This is a genomic window from Palleniella muris, assembly GCF_004792655.1.
GTDB classification, from domain to species: domain Bacteria; phylum Bacteroidota; class Bacteroidia; order Bacteroidales; family Bacteroidaceae; genus Prevotella; species Prevotella muris_A.
Genome location: NZ_SRZC01000030.1, coordinates 1 through 22,171 on the forward strand (window position 1 = coordinate 1; position 22,171 = coordinate 22,171).

At 48.8% G+C, this 22,171-nt stretch carries 10 protein-coding genes; 2 read left to right on the plus strand and 8 right to left on the minus strand.

Going from position 1 to position 22,171, the window contains the following annotated elements:
* The first annotated feature begins 207 nt into the window (after window positions 1-207).
* Both E5358_RS13645 and E5358_RS13650 read left to right on the plus strand, forming a co-directional pair.
* A complete protein-coding gene (locus E5358_RS13645) occupies window positions 208-3,480 on the plus strand; it encodes a UvrD-helicase domain-containing protein (protein WP_135940732.1) in 3,273 nt (1,090 codons plus the stop codon).
* Between the two features lie 59 nt (window positions 3,481-3,539).
* Window positions 3,540-6,227 carry a PD-(D/E)XK nuclease family protein gene (locus E5358_RS13650; RefSeq protein ID WP_135940733.1) on the plus strand — a complete coding sequence of 896 codons (2,688 nt, stop codon included), beginning with the start codon at window positions 3,540-3,542 and terminating at the stop codon, window positions 6,225-6,227.
* A 439-nt stretch (window positions 6,228-6,666) separates the two neighbouring features.
* Here the strand turns inward: E5358_RS13650 and E5358_RS13655 are convergent, their stop codons facing one another.
* From E5358_RS13655 to E5358_RS13690, 8 genes are all read right to left on the minus strand, one after another.
* On the minus strand, window positions 6,667-7,710 hold the full coding sequence (locus E5358_RS13655) for a Fic family protein (RefSeq protein ID WP_253946478.1): 1,044 nt from the start codon (window positions 7,708-7,710) through the stop codon (window positions 6,667-6,669).
* A gap of 205 nt (window positions 7,711-7,915) precedes the next feature.
* Window positions 7,916-9,112 (minus strand): L-serine ammonia-lyase, iron-sulfur-dependent, subunit alpha, encoded by a 1,197-nt coding sequence (locus E5358_RS13660; protein ID WP_135940735.1) that lies wholly within the window; start codon window positions 9,110-9,112, stop codon window positions 7,916-7,918.
* 901 nt (window positions 9,113-10,013) lie between these two features.
* Window positions 10,014-12,512: a glycosyl hydrolase 115 family protein gene (locus E5358_RS13665; RefSeq protein ID WP_135940736.1), complete on the minus strand. Its 2,499-nt coding sequence runs from the start codon at window positions 12,510-12,512 to the stop codon at window positions 10,014-10,016.
* A 62-nt stretch (window positions 12,513-12,574) separates the two neighbouring features.
* Entirely contained in the window at window positions 12,575-15,016 is a 2,442-nt protein-coding gene (locus tag E5358_RS13670; protein WP_135940737.1) for a glycoside hydrolase family 95 protein, read from the minus strand.
* Window positions 15,017-15,120: 104 nt separating this feature from the next.
* The gene (locus E5358_RS13675; RefSeq protein ID WP_135940738.1) at window positions 15,121-16,782 is read right to left on the minus strand and encodes a glycoside hydrolase family 43 protein; all 1,662 of its coding nucleotides are present in this window, start codon (window positions 16,780-16,782) and stop codon (window positions 15,121-15,123) included.
* 27 nt (window positions 16,783-16,809) lie between these two features.
* Window positions 16,810-18,780: a glycoside hydrolase family 97 protein gene (locus E5358_RS13680; RefSeq protein ID WP_422121088.1), complete on the minus strand. Its 1,971-nt coding sequence runs from the start codon at window positions 18,778-18,780 to the stop codon at window positions 16,810-16,812.
* Between the two features lie 17 nt (window positions 18,781-18,797).
* Window positions 18,798-21,221 (minus strand): glycoside hydrolase family 31 protein, encoded by a 2,424-nt coding sequence (locus E5358_RS13685; RefSeq protein WP_135940739.1) that lies wholly within the window; start codon window positions 21,219-21,221, stop codon window positions 18,798-18,800.
* Complete coding sequence (locus E5358_RS13690; protein WP_277821317.1) at window positions 21,218-22,168, minus strand: alpha/beta hydrolase; 951 nt, start codon at window positions 22,166-22,168, stop codon at window positions 21,218-21,220. The genes E5358_RS13685 and E5358_RS13690 overlap by 4 nt, the downstream gene beginning before the upstream one ends.
* Between the last annotated feature and the right edge of the window lie 3 nt (window positions 22,169-22,171).

The following is a 22,171-nucleotide window of genomic DNA, read 5'->3' on the forward strand; positions in this document are numbered from 1 at the left end:
CAACTGTGGATAGCTGGAAAGGGTGGAACTATCTGGCATTCATAGTCATGTTTGTAAAAAAATGTCTTAAATCCAAGTAGTCTAAACAACTTCATCTTATTAAAATGTGTACAACATCTTGCTTTTTCGTTTTTTTCTTTGTAACTTTGTCATCACAAAAAGACAAACCACTGCCAACACACACCGGGCAGTGGGCGACATTAACCTTTGAACAAACACCACGTGCTGACTATCTTCAAAGCGAGTGCCGGCTCAGGAAAGACGTTCCGGCTGGCAATAGAATACATCAAGCGTCTTATCGCCAATCCACACAGTTACAGACACATCCTTGCCGTGACTTTCACCAACAAGGCCACGGAGGAGATGAAGATGCGCATACTCTCACAGCTCTACGGCATTGCCCATGGGCTGGAGGACTCCGATGTGTACCTTAAAGTCATGCTGCCCGAACTGCAACAGCAGAATGCCAAACAGCCTTTCACAAATGGAAAGGTCACGGAAAAACTTGTCAGGGAACGTGCAGCGGAGGCTCTGAAACTGCTGTTGCATCACTACAATTTCTTCCGTGTGGAGACCATCGACAGATTCTTCCAGACCGTACTGCGCAATCTTGCACGCGAACTCGACCTCACTCCCAATCTCCGCATCGAACTCAACGACAAAGAGATAGAGCATGAGGCTGTCGACCGATGGATTGACAGCCTGCAGGAGAACGACCGTGAGCTGGTTTGGATTCTTGACTATGTCCGCTCATCAATGGACGAGGAAAAGGCGTGGAACATCATCGGACAGATAAAGACTTTCGGTGAGACGCTTATCAGTGATGAGTACAAAGAGCATGCGGACGAGTTCATGGAGAAATTCGGCAACAATGAGAATGATTTCTACACAGAATACTCCACCCTACTGCGCTCCCTCATACAAAAGGGCACAAAGACCGTCAACAGTCAGGGACAGGCTATGTGGGACGAGATAGAGCGCCACGGTTATGACGAGACTGTCTTCTACCAAGGTGCGAAGGGTGTCGGCACATTCATCAGGAACATGGCGACAAAGCCTGTCACGGAACTGGCCATGAACTCCTATGTCAAACGATGCCTGGACCAAGATGATACAGACGCAAGCAAATGGTTGAAGAAAAGCAGTCCGGCACATTTGCAGGAGTTCTGCCGTGAGAAGCTCCGCCCCATGTTCCTGAAGCCAATGGAGTCGTTCCCTGTCTTGCAGATTCAGGCACGCAGCGCAACGCTGACATTGAAGCATCTTTCCAAACTGCGCCTGTTGCGTGCCATAAAGGAAGAGATTGACTTCAGCAACCGTGAGCAGGACCGCTTCCTGCTTTCTGACACACAGACCTTGCTGGCGAAGATGATTGAGGACTCCGATTCGCCATTCATCTTCGAGAAAATCGGTGCTCTCCTGCAAAGCATAATGATTGATGAGTTTCAGGACACATCACGCATACAGTGGCGGAACTTCAAGGTTCTGCTCAACGACTGTATGGCAAAGGGACATGAAAACCTCATTGTCGGTGACGTAAAGCAGAGCATCTACCGCTGGCGCTCGGGCGATTGGCGGCTTCTTAACAACATAAAGGAGGAGTTTGCGCCGGGCATGCGTGAAGAGACCGAAATCAAGCACCTGCAGACCAACCGCCGTTCTGCCACAAGAGTAATTGATTTCAATAACGCTTTCTTCACCACAGCGACAGAAGATGTATGCAAATCAGTGGAAGAAAATTGCCAGGAAGATGATGTCCGAAGCCTGCGACATGGCTACGAAGACGTAGAACAGGAATATCCGGAAGGCAAGGAGGCAAGCGGATATGTCGAAGTGAAGGCTCTTGACAAAACTGACTATGAGAGCGAAACGCTGCGGCATGTCTCAGACACTGTCATCTCGCTGATAGAAAGAGGTGCGCAACAACGTGACATAGCCATACTTGTCCGAACAAACGGGCATATCCCTGACATCGTGAACCATTGCATGGAGCAATTCCGTACCCACCCCTCCCCTGTCATCAACAGTCTGAAGCTGGTTTCCAACGAGGCTTTCCTGCTCAACGCCTCGCCTGCTGCACTCATCATTATCGACGCCATACGGCTGCTGTTGCTTCCTCAAGACGAAATCACGCGTGCAAGGCTTTCGCTGTATTACCAACGTTATGTGCTTGAAAGCACTGCCGAGCAGAACGAGATGCTTGCCGAAAAAGTCCTGCCACAACGTTACACAGAGGAGTTTGAGTCCCTCGCTTCCATGCCACTCTACCAACTATGCGAAGAGCTGTACTCCATTTTCTCCCTTGAAAAACTGGAGTGTCAAAGCGCATTCGTATGCTATTTCCTTGACTGCGTGACGGAATTCCTGCAAAAGTCCATGGGCGACCTTCAGTCATTCATTGACTATTGGGACGAGACCATGCACAAGAAAAAAGTGGAGAACGATGCCGACAACGGCATACGCATCCTCACTATCCACAAGAGTAAGGGACTGGAGTACACGCACATCATCGTCCCATTCTGCGACTGGAAACTCGAATTGTCAAGCCTGCTTTGGTGCAAGCCTCAGACTGCACCGTTCAACATGCTGAAAGTCATCCCGATATACAGCAGTGAGAAGCAAATGGGGAACACCATTTATGAACCTTATTACTGGGAAGAGCACTTGCAGAACGAGGTTGACAACCTCAATCTCCTTTACGTTGCCTTCACAAGAGCCGTGGAGAGCCTGTATGTCTCCACCCTTTCCAAGCAGTCATGTGCTTATCGTGGCAAACTGATTGAGACTACAATCGACAACCTCGCAAAAAGAGGTATAGGCACATACAACGACGGCATATTCTCCTATGGAGAGCCGTGGGAAGGACATGAGGAGACTGTGCAGAAGGAGACACAGAACGTGTTCATGCAGCCGTTCACCCCAATGACAATAAACATCAAGACAAGTACCCAACACCCTGTATTCCTTGAAAGCAACAGAAGCAAGGACTTCATACTCACCGATGAACAGGAGACAGAGCAATTACGCTCACAGTACATACAAATGGGCAACATCCTGCACAGCCTGTTCGCCCAAATCCGTACTGCCGGTGACATCCCTGCCGCACTCCTACGCCTCGAAATGGAGGGACTGCTCTACGGACAAGACATCACGGCGGAAGCCTTAAGACAGCACATTGAGGCGGCACTGACAGACAAGCAAATCGCAGAATGGTTCTCCGGAAAATGGCAAATCTACAATGAATGCGCCATACTTTCCTATGACAAAGAATCAGGGAAATACCTTGAGCAGCGTCCTGACCGTGTAATGACTGACGGAGAACGTACTATCGTTGTGGATTTCAAGCTCCACTCCTTCAAAGAAAGTTACATAACCCAAGTGCGCCAATACATGGCATTGTTAAGGAAAATGGGACACCGTAATGTCAGCGGTTTCCTATGGCTCGTCATGCCAAACAAAATCATTGAAATAAAGGATTAGGACAGAACCCCACCGCCTAAAACCTATCATCTAAAACCCATCACCCAGAACCAACAAATATGCAAACATACATCGAAGAACTCGCACAGGAACTCTACCAACGCTTCGGCAACGACTTGTCGAAAGTTGCCGTGGTGTTCCCTAACAAACGTGCATCACTCTTCCTCAACGAGGCATTGGCGAAACTCGGCAACGGCACACCGCTATGGTCTCCGTCATACATCACCATCTCCGAACTGTTCCGCCACTACAGCAACCTTGAAGTTGCCGACCAGATTCTGCTCGTCTGCCGCCTGTACACCGTGTTCCAAAGGGTTACAGGATATGACAATGAAACCCTCGACCGCTTCTATGGCTGGGGACAACTGCTGCTTGCCGACTTTGACGACCTTGACAAGAACATGGCTGATGCCGAGAAGGTCTTCCAAGTGGTCACCGACCTGCACCAACTTGACAACGATGAGTATCTTTCCGGGAAACAACGTGAAGCTCTGAAATCCTTCTTCAAGAATTTCACGGATGACAGCACATCCAAGATGCGCGAGAAATTCATGCACCTATGGAGCAGGCTTCATGAAATCTACACAACATTCCGTGAAGAACTGCGCAATGACGGATTGGCCTACGAGGGCATGCTCTACCGTGATGTGGCAGAAGCAAAAAGCCTGTCATTTGATTATGACGCATACTATTTCTGCGGATTCAACTGGACACAAAAGGTGGAACAGCGCATCTTCGACCGCATAAATCTTGAAAGAAAGGCGACATTCAAATGGGATGACAAGGAATGCCCGCCAAAGAGCGTGACCTACATCTCCGCACCGACCGAAACCATGCAGGCACGCTATGTCCATGACTGGCTGCTCGAAAACGACCGCTACAAGGACGGGGCAAAGACGGCTGTCGTAATGGCTGACGAACACCTCCTGCAGACTGTCATACGCTCACTGCCTGACGAAATCACGAAAGTGAACATCACCACCGGCTACCCTCTCTCGCAATCCCCTGCTGTCTCACTGCTCCAGATGCTCATCGAATTGCAGACTGTCGGCAGGACATCTACAGCAGGACAGTTCAACAAACGCTACACAAAGAAAGTGGAAGGGCACCCGACAACAAAATATCTTACCGACGAACACCGCAAACTGATTTACCAAAACACCGATGACATCTGCCTTGAAGGATATGACATTCTCAACACTAATGCAAAACTGACAATCTATCTGCAGAACATCATAAAGCAGGTGGCACAGGACGGAACAGAAGCCAACGCACTTGACAAGGAGAGCTTCTTCCGCATCTACCAAATCCTGCAACGCCTCCTGACACTGATTCTCGACGGGACACTCATTGTCGACATCGTCACCTACCGCCGATTGCTGGTACAAATCATCAACAGCACGACAGTGCCTTACCACGGCGAACCAATCGAGGGCATACAAATAATGGGCATCCTTGAGACACGTTGCCTTGACTTTGACCATGTACTGCTGCTCTCATGCAATGAGGGCAACATGCCTAAGGGAGTCAACGACTCATCATTCATACCGCACACCGTACGCAAGGCATACGGCATGACAACCGTTGAGAACAAAGTGGGTATCTATGAGTACTATTTCCACCGTCTCCTCCAACGCACCAATGATGTCACCCTGACCTACAACTCTTCCACAGAGGGAATAAACACAGGGGAGATGTCACGCTTCATGCTGCAACTCATGGCGGAAACAGACATCCCTATACGCAGAGTATCGCTACAGGCGGGACAGGACAACCAACATATCACCCCAAAGGCTGTCAGAAAACCACAAGCCTGCACAGCACCGGGCACAATGTCCTACATTTCCCCGTCATCACTATCCACCTACCTCCGCTGCCAAGTGCGCTACCACTATGAGCAGATACTTAAACTGCGTGAACCGGAGGATGATGACATCGACGAACTTGACAACAGAATCTTCGGCAACATATTCCACCATGCCTCAGAACTCGCATACAAGGACATCATGGACGACAAGGGATTCATACATGCCCCGATACTGAAACGCACACTGGAGGACGAAAGGAAAATAGCAGGATATGTAGACACAGCATTCCGCGAGGAACTGTTCATGAAACAGGCAGGAGGGGAAACGGAGAAATACACCGGTATACAAATCATCAACCGACGCGTCATCATACGACTGCTGAAGGACTTACTGCGCCACGACCTGCAGAACACACCGTTCCGCATCGCCGGTCTCGAACTGAAAGTCTCCGCACCACTCACAATAGGAGATACATGCGTAACAATAGGAGGATACATCGACCGCCTTGACATCATCGGCAACGAACATCAAGGCTACACAATCCGTGTCGTGGACTACAAAACCGGATTCAGGGAACAAGGCGAAATGGGCAGCATAGATGACATTTTCGACCCTGCCAACATCTCCAAACACTCCGACTATTTCCTCCAGACAATGCTCTACAGCATCATCGTGCGCAACTCCAAAGAAGCCAATCCCGACAGTCTGCCTGTCGTTCCTGCACTCCTCTTCGTGCAAAGGACACGCCGTGAAGGCTACTCACCAATACTCGAAATAGCCGGCAACCCAATCAAGGACATCAAAGAACTTGAACATGACTTTGTCGGGCTTCTCGCACAGCTCATAGCAGAGATAAGGGACAACAACCGGGATTTCCGACCAACACCCGACACATCACGCTGCCAATACTGTCCGTTCCGGCAGATGTGCGGTATATAGGCACAAACCACATAAAAAGAGAAATGTCCGCACATCAATGAAGATGTGCGGACATTTTATTAATACTTAGTATGACTGGGATTAGCCCTTGTGCATACCGTTAACTGTTTTCACTACTTTGTAGATGTTGTAAATTGCGACTGCATAAACTGCAAATGTCGCTACCATGAATGTTGTCATAATCAATACTAATTTAATTGTTATCCTTTAATTTTATTACATCTCGTGCCGACCGCCGTCGGCTTTGTTCGTTTTGTTTATCCTGTTCTTTTATCTGATGCAAAGGTACATACATTTACGATAACTACGCAATCTTTTTAGCAAAAATATCATAACAGAAGCGTAACTCTTAATATAAATCACCAAAAGCTGCTGCTCTTCCCGAAAAATGATGTGCACTCTGTAGATTATGACGCAAAAAACATTCACAATATCCCCCCTATACCGATGGAGTTATGGTAAGACGCCAGTCACCATTTCCTGCACGTTCTATATAGCCTTTAGTTGTCAGTTGCTTTATTTGCTTGTTGACGGAAGCAATATTCACTCCGACCTGCGCTGACATGGACTGAATTGTGATGTCAGGAGTTGTGTACATAAGATTAAGAATCTTGCTCGTTGTGGATGAACGGAACTTGATGCGTTCCCCATCAAACCACCACACATTTTCGCCACGCTCTGTAAGAAAACGAATGTTATATGTGACTTCCTCAACAAAAAGGTTTGTGAAATAGGTCAGAAACTGCTGAATATCGCGCTTTGACGCATGCGCCCCAAGCGAAGGCGTAGCACCCACAGTAAGGTCGGTTTTGTGTAACGCTTCCAAATATTCATTCTTTTTCCTACTCCTGACCACTATCATCGGGAAGCCATGGCGCGTGAGGATATAGTTAACCAGCAGTCGTGCAATACGCCCATTGCCATCCTCAAAGGGATGAATACGGATATAGCGATAGTGAAACATGGCTGCCAATTCTATTGGGGTGTAGCTGCCTGATTGTTCCGCATCGTTATACCAATCAACCAAGTCAGTCATCAACGAAGGAGTCTCTTCCGGGGAGGCATACTCAAATCTGTCACCATATCTTGTTATTACACTGTTTGGGCGAGTCTTATACTGCCCTGCATGAATAGTATAGCTTGTGGTTTGACCTCCGGGCAGATTTCTATATATAACATAATCCTCACGCAAAAGAGTTTTATGCAATGTACGGATAAAATTCTGAGTCATAGGGATGTCTTTCAGCAAAGCCTCTTCTGTCATCATTTTAAGCCCGACATTGCTTGCTGTCATTTCCTCAACATCCTTCACATCAGCCTCCCCTATAACTTTTCCGAAAAGAAGCAGTATCTCGGTTTGACCATACGTCAGGGTATTTCCCTCAATATGGTTGCTGTTATAGTTGAAATCGATTGTAAAGCGACGGCTCAGCAGCTCTCGGTCTCTCTCGGAAAGAGGTTGAAGAGCGTGCCATCGTTCCATTATTTTTGTGACTTTATCCATATCGTGACATTTCCGAATATTGCAAAAAATCGCACTTAAAGGTATACACTGTCTACCTTTTAACGCATTTTCTTGCAAATTTTACATTATATTTCTCTCTGCAAAGGTAATAATTATTCTATTTCTTTGCAAAAGAAATCGTACAAATCTTTTCAATAATCAGTTTGTGGCGCACGAAAAAAGCCTACATCTGGCGGTAATCCTTAGCAAGACCGCCCTCGGCTGTCTCCTTGTACAAGGACGGAAGGTCATGGCCTGTCTGCTTCATGACGTCCACAACCTTGTCAAAAGAGACTCTGTGCGTGCCGTCGGAGAAAGCGGAGAACACATTGGAGTCAAGTGCACGCGCTGCGGCAAAGGCATTGCGCTCTATGCACGGTATCTGCACCATGCCGCAGACTGGGTCACAGGTCATGCCGAGGTGATGTTCCAACCCCATCTCTGCCGAATACTCTATCTGTGCCGGAGAACCGCCAAACAGCTGGCTGACAGCAGCGGAAGCCATGGCGCACGCCACACCGACCTCGCCCTGACAGCCCACCTCAGCACCGCTTATGGAGGCGTTGTGCTTCACCACATTGCCGAAAAGTCCTGCCGTTGCTATGGCACGGAGAATGCGTGCCTCACTGAAATCCTTGCTCTTCCACAAATGGTAAAGGACACCCGGCAACACTCCACACGAACCGCAAGTCGGAGCAGTGACTATCTGACCGCCCGAAGCATTCTCCTCACTGACGGCAAGGGCATAGGCAAAGACAAGTCCGCGCGATTTCAGGCTGTCACGGTAGCCGGTAGCCTTTATATAATATTGTGGGGCTTTCCTGCTCAGATGCAATGGCCCGGGCAGAACACCCTCAGTATCTATGCCACGCTCCACGGCGGCTTTCATCACACGCCAGACTTCACGCAGATAGTCCCAGATTTCCTTTCCCTCACATTCCTCGACATACTCCCAGTAGCCTTTGCCCGTCCACTCACAGTACTTCAGGATTTCGGTCATCTTCGACTTGTCGTAAACCTCCGCATCATCCGCCTGCTGAGCATCCTCTTCTTTCAGTTCACCTCCACCGACACTATACACCGTCCACGTGTCCACAAGATTGTCATCCTCGTCATAAGCACGGAACTCCATGCCGTTGGGATGGAACACAGGGAAAATCCTCGGCTCCCAAACAATCTTTATCCCCGGCAGCACACTCTCTATCGCCTTATCTGTCAAGTGTCCTCGACCGGTTGCTGCAAGACTGCCAAACAGTGTCACTTCCGTGCGCGTCGCATCGGGATGCCGACGTGCGAAAATCTCCGCTGCCCTGTGCGGTCCCATTGTGTGACTGCTCGAAGGTCCGAGTCCTATACGGAAAAGTTCTTTTATGCTTTTCATGATATATGCTTATTTTATTATAGTGGTGTCCGGCAAAAAATAATGCCAAGCAATCAAGCTTTTGTATATTAGCATCTTATAATGTAATTTTTCAAAAGGTGCTTGTCATGTGAACCGCGTTAGCGGTGACAAGAACGTAGCTGTGGGTAGCAACCCACGGATTGCAAAGCAGGCATCACACAACGACCGAATATCGGTCGAATAGTATGTGATGACAATGCTTTATTCGACCGATAAATCGGTCGCGCACAGAGGTATCCCGGCATAAATGTATATACATTAAAGATACATTATGTTTTAGCGACAGTAATAATTTTATTATCCGATACAAAGGTACAACATTTTTGCGGAAACAACAAATAGCGGATTCTTTTTCACACTTATTATATTCCTCCGGCATAAGCCTTTGGCAATGAAAAGACAATGGATGTCCCTGCGAAAAAACGGCATGAGTTTTCTAATGTTCTATTTATCATAATGTGGAAGATGAGCATTCTTTAAGCGTAAAAACATACTTTCCACCGTCAAAGACAGTGTTCCACAATGCGAAAGGTAACCTTTGACAGTATAAAGTGTTACCGTTTGCAATGGAAACAGTAACACTTTACACCGCAAAAGGTAACGATTTGGGCATAAAAAGGTAACGAAACAAGCCTTTTTTCATGCACGCAAGCGCATTGAAAAAAAAGATAACACACTGATTCTCAACGCAATAAATAAAGCAAGAAATCTCTGCGATTTTCAGGGATTTCCTTTTCAAAAAAATCTACAAGCAATTCTCAGAGGGCAAAAACACGGTGAGTTTTCTTATAGCAAAAGGTGACACCTGACTTTGCAAAGAAACGTCTTTGGTAAGTCAAGTGTCACCTTATTATCATATTGTGCGCCTAAAAGCGAACCATTATTTGCCGGTCTCCGACTCGTCCATGTAGAGATATGACTTCTTATAGCCACCCCAATCGATGACAATCTTCTCAAAGACGATACCCGGGTCATGCGGACGCAAGGTCAGTGTGTGCAGGGAATCACCGGTTGCGTTCACAGGAAGAGTAACCGTTTTCTCCACTACACGGCGCGCTATGGTCGGATAGAAGTCCGAATACATGTACGGCTGGCGGTCGACAAGAGTCTTGTTGAAATTGACTTCCACAGCCTTGCCGTTGTCAATTGCGACATCATAGACCATGCCGCCTTTGTTCTGAAAATCAAGTGTTGACTTTGTCACGACAATGACTTTCACCTCCTTCGGGCACTGTTTCGGCAGCGTGAACCTGTAAGTGAGGGACGCACCTTTGGCTTCCTTTTTATATGGCGTCAGTGCAACACCGCTCAACGTACGGCCATAGTAAGGATATACCGTCCACTCCGTGCCCTCCGGGCATGAGGATTCGTAATAATGCTCTGCCTCCATAGACACGTATCCGTCGGACGGTTTGAACACATAACCGCCTATTTTATTGTCATCCATTAGGAAAACCTCCGGCATCATATCGGCAGGGAAAGCATCATTCCACGATGTGTAACCGATGTGCTTCTGAATCATCATGCCATCCCATTTGCCTCCTGCTATGTCCTTGTTGTACTGACGGCAAAGCACGGAATCGCGCTTGAAGCACTGCGCCACCTTGTCCGCCCACTCGTTGCAGGCTGGATTCTTCATTTCGTAATAGTAATGGTTCATCGCCTGCGCACGGTACATCTCATAAAGATTTGCCATTGCCTGAACAGGGAACAGCAGCAGCTGGCGGTAGAAGTCGTGCTTTTCCTTCGGCAGTGTGACAAACTGGCGCAAAGCCTCAGCTTCCAAGCGTGCATAGTCGGCAGTGACCTTCTCCCACTCTCCTGTCTTCACATTGTATGTGGTGCGGTCAAGCATCTCAGGTGTGACGCGCGCCATGTACTTGCAGTTAACGTTGTATATCCTTGCAGCCTCATCGGCATACTCTTCGCCAAGGTTCTCGGCAAAGAATTTCCGTGTGTGTGAGGTGACATTCGGTGTTGTATATTCCTTCGGATTCCATGCCATGTCCATGAACAGCGTGATAGGATATTCCATCGGCTTCAGGTCACCGACATTGAGCACCCACAGGCGGTCGATGCCGTGGTCATAAGCCAAGGACAGTTGCTCATGCATCTGCTGTGTCTGCGTGACATTCAGCCACTTGGAGTTTCTCGGAGCACCCACATAGTCGACATGATAGTACATGCCCCAACCGCCGGGATGCTTGCGTTCCTTGAGGTTCGGCACACGGCGTATGTTGCCCCAGTTGTCGTCACAAAGGAGGATTGTCACATCGTCCGGCACGCGCATTCCTGCATCGTAATAGTCCTGAACCTCTTTGTATAAAGCCCACATCTGCGGTGTCTCACTCGCTTTCTTGCCTGTCACCTGCCGGATAATCTTACGCTGGTTCTTGACAACCTTTTCAAGGAGCTTGGTGTTTGTACCTTCATCCATGGCCTCATCGCCGTCACCACGCATGCCGATTGTGACGATGTCCTCTGTTCCTCGCATGCGCTCGATGCCTTCACGGAAGAATTTGTCGATGGTTGCCTGGTTGGTTGCGTAGTTCCATGTGCCGTAATCCTTGCGGCGGCGAGCCCATTCCTGATGATTGCGCGCCATGGGTTCATGGTGGGATGTTCCCATAATCACTCCCATTTCGTCAGCTGTCTTGCTGTTTTCAGGGTCGTCTGCATAGAATGCCCATCCCCACATGGCAGGCCAAAGGTAATTGCCTTTGAGGCGGAGGATAAGCTCAAACACACGTGCATAGAAGCGATGGTCGCCGTAGTTTGTGCCGTAGGTGTTCTTCACCCATGTGGTCAGGCACGGTGCCTCATCGTTCAGGAACAGACCGCGATAGCGCACGGCAGGTTCACCGTCAGTGTACACACCTTTATTCACGAAAAGGCGGTCATGGCGGGCGATAGGCACGTCAGCCCAATCGTACCATGGCGACACACCTATCTGGCGTGACAGCTCGTAAATGCCATAGATTGTGCCACGGCGGTCGCTACCGGCAATCACCAATTGGTCGCCGACAACAGTTATCACGTATGTCTCTCGCTTGCCATGAAGCAGTTTGCCGTCTATCTGTCCGGCTTTCACCATGCGGTCAATCGTTGCGGAATGTCCTATCGTTCCCACATCGATGGTCGCTTTGGAGGACGAGAGTTCCACCTTCGCGCCACAGACTTTCCGCAGGTCTTCCGCAAGATTGTTCACAGCGATTGACACGCCTTTCGGCTCCTTGTCACTCATGGCAATGGCGATAGTGTTGCCGTTGTTAAGCAGCAAGTCGCCATGCTTGAAATTCACAAACTGCTCTGCGGCTGTCATTGGTATTGCAAGCAGTAATGCTGCAATGACCGTCAGTATCTTTCCTAAAGTTTTCATAATCAAGATTATCGTTTTTTTGTCAAATTGTCAAGTTGTCAATTTGACAACTTATTAATAGGTTAAAGTCCTTTGAACGTATATTTCCCACCTGCTTTTGTCACTACATCATATTCATAAACCTTTCTGAGCGCGATGCCTTTCAGTGATGATTTCTCGCTGATTACAGGCTTGGCGATGTGCGCCTCTTCAAGATAAAGGTTGTCAACCTTCTCATGCTTTGTGCCGACAGGTTTCAGTCCTTTGCCTTTTAGTGGAGTATAGGAACGCAGACGAAGCACTCCGCCGAGGGTGGATTTCACAGTTGCAGTTGTGAGTTTTCCGTCTTTCCAACCCATATCAACCTCGAATCCTCCGCGCGCCCTAACACCTTTCACGCTTCCTGCCTGCCATTGGTCGGGAATGGCAGGAAGAAGATGCACCGCTCCGTCGTGACTCTGCAAGAGCATCTCTGCCACACCGGCTGTCAATCCGAAGTTGCCGTCAATCTGGAACGGCGGATGCGCTGTGAACAAGTTTGCGTATGTTCGTCCCTCTTCCTCACCGCCGCGTCCGGCAAGGGTCAGCATGTTGTTGATAATCTTATAGGCATGGTTGCCGTCAAGCAGTCGCGCCCAAAGATTAACCTTCCACCCTATCGACCATCCGGTTGCCATATCGCCACGGTAAATCAGCGAGTTACGCGCAGCCTCGAAGAGTTCCGGATTCCTGTAAGGTGAGATTTGGTTGCTTGGGAACAGTCCGTAAAGATGCGAAACGTGACGGTGCGTATTGTTCTTGTCATCCTTGTCCTCAAGCCACTCCTGCAGTTGGCTGTACTGTCCGATATGCATTGGCGGAAGTCGCTTCACCATTTCCGTGAGTTTCTTGCGGTATTGCGCATCCTCACCCAAGAGCTCATTCGCCTTTGCAGTACGTGTCAGCAAGTCAAACACAAGCTGATTGTCCATAGTGCATCCTGCATCAATGCCTCCCTGCTCAGGCGACAAGCCCGGACACACAACCATGTACTTGTATTTCGGATGCTCCACAAGGAACGAAAGGAAGAAGTCACACGCGCCTTTCATAGCCGGATATGCAGTCTTCAGGAACTCTTTGTCACCTGTGAAAAGATAATGTTCCCACAGATGCCGGCAAACCCACGCGTTGCCTGTGGGCCACATGCCTGCCGCCGCAAAGTCAACAGGTCCCGTAATGCGCCAAATGTCAGTGTTATGATGCACAGTCCAACCATCGGCGTTGTACATATTCCGTGCCGTCTGCCTGCCGGTCTGCGACAGTTCCTTGACCATCTGCAGGAAAGGTTTGTGGCAGTCACTAAGGTTTGTGACCTCTGCAGGCCAATAGTTCATCTCTGCATTGATGTTCAAAGTGTACTTGCTGTCCCATGCCGGATACATGGACTGACACCATATTCCCTGCAGATTGGCAGGTTGTCCGCCGGGTTGCGATGAGCAAATCAACAGATAACGGCCGAATTGTGCCAACAGTGCGACAAGCGAAGGGTCTTGGTCTGTCCGGAAATCAAGAATCCTTTGGCGTGTATTCTTTGCCAAAGAGTTCTTGTTTACTTGGTCATTTGCCTTTCCAAGCGACAGTCTGAACCGTCCAAACTGCTTTCTGAACAGTCCTTCATGCTCAGAGACGGCAGTTTTGTAATCCTTCTTTGCCGCCTTGTCCATAATCGTTTTTGCCTTGCCGGCATAATCTCCGCCAACGGTTTTGTAGTCAATGAAGTTAGTAGCAATGGAAATGTAGAGAGTTGCGCATGTCGCATCCTTAACCTCTATGCAGTCATCCTTGGCAAGAACTTCACCGTCAACGCTGTTCACTCGTGAGCGTATCTGATACTTAATGGCAGGTTTCACGCCCTCATGCCCAGTGCCTTGGCTCTCCATGACAAGGTCTCCGCAGTCTGCAAATGTGCTGAATTTCTCCGGACGCTTGTAACTCATCCTGAAATTCAGCATGCCTTTCTTGCTTGCAGAGATTCGCATAACCACCACATCATCGGCAAAAGAGGTGAAAGTCTCCCTTGTGTACTCCACCCCATCCACTGTGTAGCGTGTCGTGGTTACGGCTCTGTCAAGGTCAAGTTCCCTGTAATACTTATCGTATTTCTCATGTCCCGCGAAGTCAAGCATCACACTTCCGGCGGTCTGATAAGCCATTCCGTCAGGTCCTCCAAAGAAATTAGCATTGACAAGCTTGTCTGCCTCACGGTATTTCCCATTGAAAATCAGCTTTTGGACTATCGGCAGCACGTATGAAGCGTTAGTGTCATCATTCCTATGAGGCGCACCTGACCATACTGTCTCTTCATTCAACTGTATCTCCTCATGGCATGTCTTGCCGTAAACCATAGCCCCAAGGCGCGAATTGCCGAGTGGCATCGCCTCCTCCCAGTGTACGGCAGGCTCATCGTACCATAATATATTGTTCTGCGCCATGGTCTTTCCGCCAAAGCACAACAATAGCATTAAAAGAACAAATTTATTACTCATACAACTTTTATGGTTACCTTATTATATAGCAGATCATGGCATGCTGATTTCCTATCGGTGTTTCACAGAAATGTTTTCCGATGCCATGACATACTTAGTTACTGTTAGTTCTCTTCGTAATGAAACCAGTCTACATCCACGTAGCCACCGGTTTTCTTTGTGGCATAGTTAAAGACGGCGAACTTTGAACCCATGAAATGACGCGTATAGTCGAATGTCATCTTTATCTCTCTGCCGACAGTCTCCCACTTGCTGTTGTCAAGACTGTAAGAGAACTGTGCCATATCGCGTCCCGGATTGAAATCACCGTGCAGACGGAGATAGACCATTTTTTGCTTGTTCTTAAACGCCAACGGCTTCTGCATTATGATTTCCTCATCGCAACGCTCTATCGTACGACCTTTGAACACTGCTTTTTCCTCCACCAACTGCAGGAGAAACTTGCTGCCTTTCTTCACGATACGCAGGATTCCGCTGTCACCATTCAACGCCGCAAGCCCGCAACAATCGCCGTCTTTCATATTGGTCAGGTCAATGCAGACTGTTCCCGTGCACTCCGGACCACCCATGCGCTGGGTCAATGTGTTAGGAGCAAGCTGCAAAGTCTTTACCACTCGTGAGGTTTTCAGACGCATAAAGCCGGGGCGTTCGCTCAAGCTCCACGCATCATTGACAGGATTGTGGTTCCACTGCCAATAGAGTGAGAGTGTTTCTGCGTTGGCAAACTCATCGCTGCCTATGATGCCTTGGAGCGACGGATGACGCTTGGTGACATCGTTAGGGATGTGGTAATTCTTCGGATTAAGACACTCCTTAATGTCGTTCTTATCCACACCATTGTTCAGTTCGCCACACATCGGCCAGCCGTCCACCCATGTCACAGGCATGGCGCAAGGCACACGCCCCACTCCACCACGGTCTTGGAATATCAAAGCCCACCAACCTTTGTCGCTTTGGTCGTCACCGACGATGCAGCCTTGACCGACACCTCCGTAGGACTCAAACGGTGTTTCGAGGATAATGTGCTTCTCGTATGGACCGTCAATCCTTTCGGCACGGTAGCACACCTCACGGCGCACGCGCCCCGGAACGCCCCATTTCATGGAAATCATGCACACATAATACATGCCGTTATGCTTAATGACGCTGCTCCCTTCAAGCAATGCGCCGTTCTCTTCCGGGTCACTTTTACCGTCGATGATTCGCTTGTTAAGACCACCTTTCTTAGGCATGAAATTGTCATCAAGCTCCACAACAGTGCAACTGCCGGAGCCTGTAAACAAGTATTTCTTGCCGTCCTCATCGAAAAAGAGGGAAGCATCGTGCATGTGAGGCGGACGTGCAACCAATTTCCAAGGACCTTCCGCCTTGTCGGCACAGAAGACAAAGCCTTTGCCGGGTGCTCCATTGGCAGTGAACCATACCCAGAACTTACCCATGTGGTAGCGCAGACTGCTTGCCCACTGTCCTTGTCCGTAAACGGTCTGGTTGTCAATGAGATTGTATCTGTCACCGTCATCGATACGGTCGAACACATAGCTTATGGTTTCCCAGTTCACCATGTCCTTCGATTTCATAATCGGACCGCCGGGCATCAGGTGCATCGTGGTGCTTATCATATAGTAAGTGTCTGCCACTTTGCACACACTCATGTCGGGAGCATCGGCAAAGATGACAGGATTGCGATAGGTTTCTTGTGCGGAAACAGCAGTTGAAAATACCGCAATCACGCTCAATGCCAATAATTTAAGCATGTTTCTTTTCATGTTTTTCATCTGTGGTTAATAGGCTTTCTATTCTGTTATGATGATTCCACCCATAGGTTCGATTGTGACTTTCGCCATGCCCTTCTTGTCCACAGACAAGGTTTTCTTTGCAGGTTCAGGCACAATCTCGCCCTCTTTGCGTGGATTGTCAAAGTAATATCTCACCTTCTTTCCTGCAAACATCGGGAGCGAGAGAGTAAGTTTCATCTTCTTGTCAGTGCCATTGATACCACCGACATACCATTTGCCTGAGTTCTCACGTGCAAGAACGGCATATTTGCCCGGATAACCGTCGATGAACTTTGTCTTTGTCCATGTCGTCGGCATCATGCGGGCAAGGTCAAGCGACAGCTGTGGAGCGTCATTCAGGTTGTTTGGAGTAAGAGCCATACAGTTCACACTGCACTGGTTTGTGATGGCAGTCGCCAGCTCGAAGATGTCGGAAGAATAGCGTGGATGACGGCTTTTGTTGTCACGGCTGAAGTATTTGTTAAGGAACACTCCGCCCCAGTCGAACGCACCGACAGCATTTCGTATGAACGGATGCAGCGACATCTCAAAGCCCTCGCTCTTTGCGTGTGACTCCGTGAAGTTCAAGTTCTCAGATGCCAATGCACCTTCGCTGCCAACAAAGTTCGGATACATGCGCTCCCATCCGCGTGGCAGTGTGCAGCCGTGGAAGATTACCTGAATACCGTAGTCGTTGGCGTCGGTCAGTATCTCTTCATAAAGGCGCATTGTCTCCTGCTTGTCACCACCGAAGAAGTCTACCTTTATGCCTTTCACACCGTTTTTCTGCATCCATGCCATTTCCTGCTTGCGGCGGATTGGGTTGTTCATTATGTTGCGCGGACCTTGCGGAGCATTGTTTGCAGCACCGTTGCTGTTATACCAAAGGAGCAGATGAACGCCTTTGCTCTGCGCATATCTTGACAGTTCCTCCACTTTGTCATAACCTATCTGTGTGTCCCACAAGGCATCCACAAGGCAGTATTCATAGCCCATGGTCGCTGCAAGGTCAATGAACTGCACCTGCTCATTATAGCGTGTCGCTCCGTCGCCCCACAGAATCCAGCTCCATGTGTAACGTCCCGGCTTGTAGTCGTACTTGGCTTTGTACAGTGGATCCAACACATCAAACTGCACTGTTGTCTCTGCAATAGGCTCCAGTGTCTTGCCCAATGTGATTGTACGCCACGGAGTGGAGGCAGGCAAACCCAGTGCCGGCTCGACACTGCCGATACCGTTGTTCTCACCTTGCTGTGGGAATGCCACACGGTAGCCACCGTCCTTGTTGTAATCCGACAGACGGCAACCGCAATATTCGCTTGTTGTGCCTGTCTCACTGACAAGTGCCCAACCGTCGTTGCCTATCCTGAACAGAGCCGGGAACGTGTATCCTTCGCCGAAACGTGAAGGCTTGTCTATCGGCTGATCCACTTCGTAATCCTCCTCGTATGACGGTTTGGTAGCAGCAAATCCCCAACGTGGCTTGCATTGCGGAGTAAGGAATGTGGTTGTCTGCTCAGGGAAATTGAATGAAGATTTCTCTTCCTTGATGTAAACTCCTATCGGGTCTTTCTTCGGGCGGTGCAGTGTGTAGCGGTAGGCAACGCTGTTGTCTGCCACACTGAACGAGATTGTCATGCCTTTGCCGTCCGCATTCTCATAGTTAAGGTCAAGTTTGTTTGAGACGTATTTAATATGCGATGTCTTGGAACGTGTAAGGTCGTACTCCTTAACCACCTTGTCCTTGCACTCCACACCTTTGAGTTTCAGCCCCTGTGAGAAGTCTCCGTGACTGGAAACAAGTCCCAACATGGAGCGGGTCATCATCCTCACTCCGTCATAATCAACCACATAGGTAGGCTTGCCGCCATCGTCGTTTACTGTGACAACCAGGCGTCCGTCCGGCGATGTAATCTTATTCTCATCTGCATTCGCTTGCAATGACAACAGCGATACTAATGCTGCCGCAAAAAATGTTTTTCTCATCATCTTGTTTTTTTATATTATTAGAACTTAACATTGACAGCTTTTCCGCTGTACACAACTTTCTTCACCAAGCCGTCAGGCAGCACTACGCGGAACGAACGCTTTGCAATCATTCCCGGATAAGAGCCTTTGCGCTTGCCTATGGTCAGGGTGCGTGACTTGTCATTCCATGTCATAGGAATCTCTGTGTACTGTCCCTTCTCGTAATTGTAAGAATCGCCTTCGTCTTCATAGAGAGTGAACCTGCCGTTTGCACCCGGATAGACTTTCAGTTCGAGCTCATCCCATGCCTTCTCCGTAGTCCACTGCACATCAGGGCCTATCGGAACAATCGCTCCTGCACGGACAAAGAAAGGATTGTCCGCCAGAGACAGGTCGAGTGAGACTTCACTTCCACCGTCATATTGCTTGCCGGTATGGAAGTAATACCACTTATTTCCGGCAGGAAGGTAAACGGTATGCGCATGCTTCTTTGTAAAGTCAACATTGTCAAGGTTCTCAATCGAGGTCTTTCCGGTGTTCTTGTCCCAGCCGGCATTTGCGTCCTTGTCCTTACGCCCAACCTCAGGAGTGTAGTTGGCTTTCAGCACCGGTGTTGCAAGAAGCGCGTCGCCAAACATGAACTCATTGCCTATGTTCCACACTTTCTTGTCATCCGCAAAGTCCATCATCAAAGCACGGAGGAATGTTCCTTGGTGCTTGCTGACCTGCCATGCGGTACTATATATATAAGGTAATAGGCGGTAACGCTGCTTTACGGCATTGACCAATGCGTCATAGACCGGTTCGCCCGGCTTGCCATAGTAGTAGAACTCACGCGGAACATCAGCACCGTGGCTGCGCATCATAGGTGTGAACACACCCATCTGCAACCAACGCACATACAGTTCGTGATAAGCAGGGTTCTCGTATGCCGGTTTGTTCTTCCACGCGCCGTTATATGAACCTGCGAAGAAACCGCCAAGGTCGGAATTGAAATATGGGTTTCCTGTCAGAGAGTAGTTCAGTCCGGCAGACACCTGGCTACGAAGCATGTCCCAAGTTGATACGACATCACCGCTCCAAACATTGCTTGCGTAACGCTGCTGCCCGAAAGCTCCGGAGCGAGTAAGGATGAACACTCGTGTGCTGTCAGACGTTGCACGCTGGTGGTCGTACACACCGCCGACTGTCATCAACGGATAAGCCAAGCGCACACTGCGGAATGTTCCGAGTGCTGTCTTACGGTTCCAGTCATTTTCTGTTGCATAGAAATTATCCGGCTCTGTGGAGTCCATCCACCAACCGTCAAGTTTCAGGTCGTAAAGACGCTTGAGATTGTTCCAATAAATGTCACGTGCCTCAGTATTATAACAATCATAGACGCGCACACCGCTCGGATAATCCTTGCGTGGAGGCCACATGTGACTAATGCCCGACTGTGGCCAAGTCTCAATGTTGAACAGCAATCCTTTCTCGTCCAACTGTCTGTAAGGCTTTGTCATAGGGCCGAAAGAAGACCAGATAGAGATAATGCACTTGGCATTGTTCTTGTGTATGTCGTCAATCATTGCCTGCGGATTGGAGAACTGCTCATTCATGAACTCCATGGCGTTCCACAGATAGTTGTTGCCCCAATACTGCCAGTCCTGCACCATGCAGTCGATAGGGATGCCGGCACTGCGGTAGCAATGCAACACATCAACTATTTCCTTTTGGCTCTTGTAACGCTCCTTGCTCTGGAAAAAGCCGTATGCCCAAAGCGGAATCATAGGCGCATCGCCTGTCAATTGGCGAATCTTTGCCACAACACCGTCAGCCGAACCGCCATACATGAAATAGTAATCTACAGCATCACCAACTTCTGACTTGAAAGACATAACATTATTATTATCGGCAAACTCTGTTGCGGAATAGTTATCCCAATAGATTCCATAACCTTTCACAGACTGTATGAAAGGAATGCCGTCCTCAGTGTTGCCGGGACAAAGGGTCTTGTGAATGCCGCGCTGTGACATCCTGCCGTTCTGCAATATACCCAAACCATAGACAGCCTCATCACTCTCCAAGCCGAAGCCCTGCTTTGGGGAATATGTCTTGCGGTCGCCATCGGTGGCTGGAGCAAAACTTGCGCTGCCATTCTCTGCTGCAATCGGCTTGCCCTTGGCATCAAAGAAGCGGACAACACCATCGGTTTTTGACACAGTGACCTTCAATTTTGATGTTGTGGCAACATACTCATCACTGCCATTATTCGTTTTCACCTTTACAGCCACAGGCTTTGCCGTGATGGAAAGGCTCTGTTTGTTGTATTCCTTTCCGTCTGTTGTCTTAACAACCCGTACAATGTCATCAGCATACCACTCCAAGGACACTGTCCCATTGTTGGCTTCCACTTTCATTCGCTCTTGCGCAAAAGCTGTTGTGCTGAGCAGCAAAAGCAGATAAAACACATATTTCTTCATTTCTGTTTACGTTGATTATTTAGAAATTCTATCATTCTTTTAAGGTTTTCCTCTGAGTACATGTTAAAGCCATGTCCACCACCTTCGACAGTAACAAACTCAAACGTCGCACCGGAAGCCTTATACTTCTTTGCCCATGATTCCGCCTGACAGTAAGGAACCACTTTATCTGCAGTGCCATGGAAACCAAGTAACGGCGGGTCGCCGGCATTTGCATAGTAAGGAGAAGAGATAGAAGCGTATTGTCCGCATGTCTCATCGGAAAAAGGTTTGCCCACCAAGGCTTCCTCCGGTGAGCCTTTTATGCCGTTCGGACGACCACCACAGTCCATTGCCTCAACATCTATCGGACCCGACCATGAGACAACAGCATCCACACTACTGCTCCGGTCACTGTAATTTCCGATATTTCCTTCCAAATCTATCTTATAATCAGCGACAACAGCAGCCTCCGTTCCTGAAGTGGCTCCCATAAGCGATGCAAGATGACCGCCGGAAGAGAAACCGGAAACGGCTATGAAATCCGAGTCAAGACCGTACTTTCCGGCATTGCCACGAAGATAACGCGCCACAGCTTTTATGTCATGAATCTGTGCGGGCCAATGGGCATCACCACTCGAACGGTGGTTGGGACAGACAACAGCGTAGCCGGCATTGAGCAAGGCTGAGCAGACAGTACCCAGATCGGCGTTACCCTTGCCATTGTTATTGAACCATGCGCTGCCATAGATATGTATCACAACAGGATATTTCTTCGCTTTCTTCTCCGGCAGATAGATGTCCATTGTATGGTAAACCTGCCCGTCATCAGCATAATTGACATCGGCAAATTTCTTGGAGCAGTGCATATTCTTCACTTCTTTCTGTTGTCCGCCGAAGCCAAACTGCGCACGCATCGGCATGATTATCGCCGACAGAAACAATATCAAAACAAGTTTCCGATTCATATC

Excerpts from the sequence above, each read along its gene's own strand:
- E5358_RS13650 (WP_135940733.1), top strand. The coding sequence starts at position 3,540 with ATGCAAACATACATCGAAGAACTCGCACAGGAACTCTACCAACGCTTC.
- E5358_RS13655 (WP_253946478.1), bottom strand. The coding sequence starts at position 7,710 with ATGGAACGATGGCACGCTCTTCAACCTCTTTCCGAGAGAGACCGAGAG.
- E5358_RS13660 (WP_135940735.1), bottom strand. The coding sequence starts at position 9,112 with ATGAAAAGCATAAAAGAACTTTTCCGTATAGGACTCGGACCTTCGAGC.
- E5358_RS13665 (WP_135940736.1), bottom strand. The coding sequence starts at position 12,512 with ATGAAAACTTTAGGAAAGATACTGACGGTCATTGCAGCATTACTGCTT.
- E5358_RS13670 (WP_135940737.1), bottom strand. The coding sequence starts at position 15,016 with ATGAGTAATAAATTTGTTCTTTTAATGCTATTGTTGTGCTTTGGCGGA.
- E5358_RS13675 (WP_135940738.1), bottom strand. The coding sequence starts at position 16,782 with ATGAAAAGAAACATGCTTAAATTATTGGCATTGAGCGTGATTGCGGTA.
- E5358_RS13680 (WP_422121088.1), bottom strand. The coding sequence starts at position 18,780 with ATGATGAGAAAAACATTTTTTGCGGCAGCATTAGTATCGCTGTTGTCA.
- E5358_RS13685 (WP_135940739.1), bottom strand. The coding sequence starts at position 21,221 with ATGAAGAAATATGTGTTTTATCTGCTTTTGCTGCTCAGCACAACAGCT.
- E5358_RS13690 (WP_277821317.1), bottom strand. The coding sequence starts at position 22,168 with ATGAATCGGAAACTTGTTTTGATATTGTTTCTGTCGGCGATAATCATG.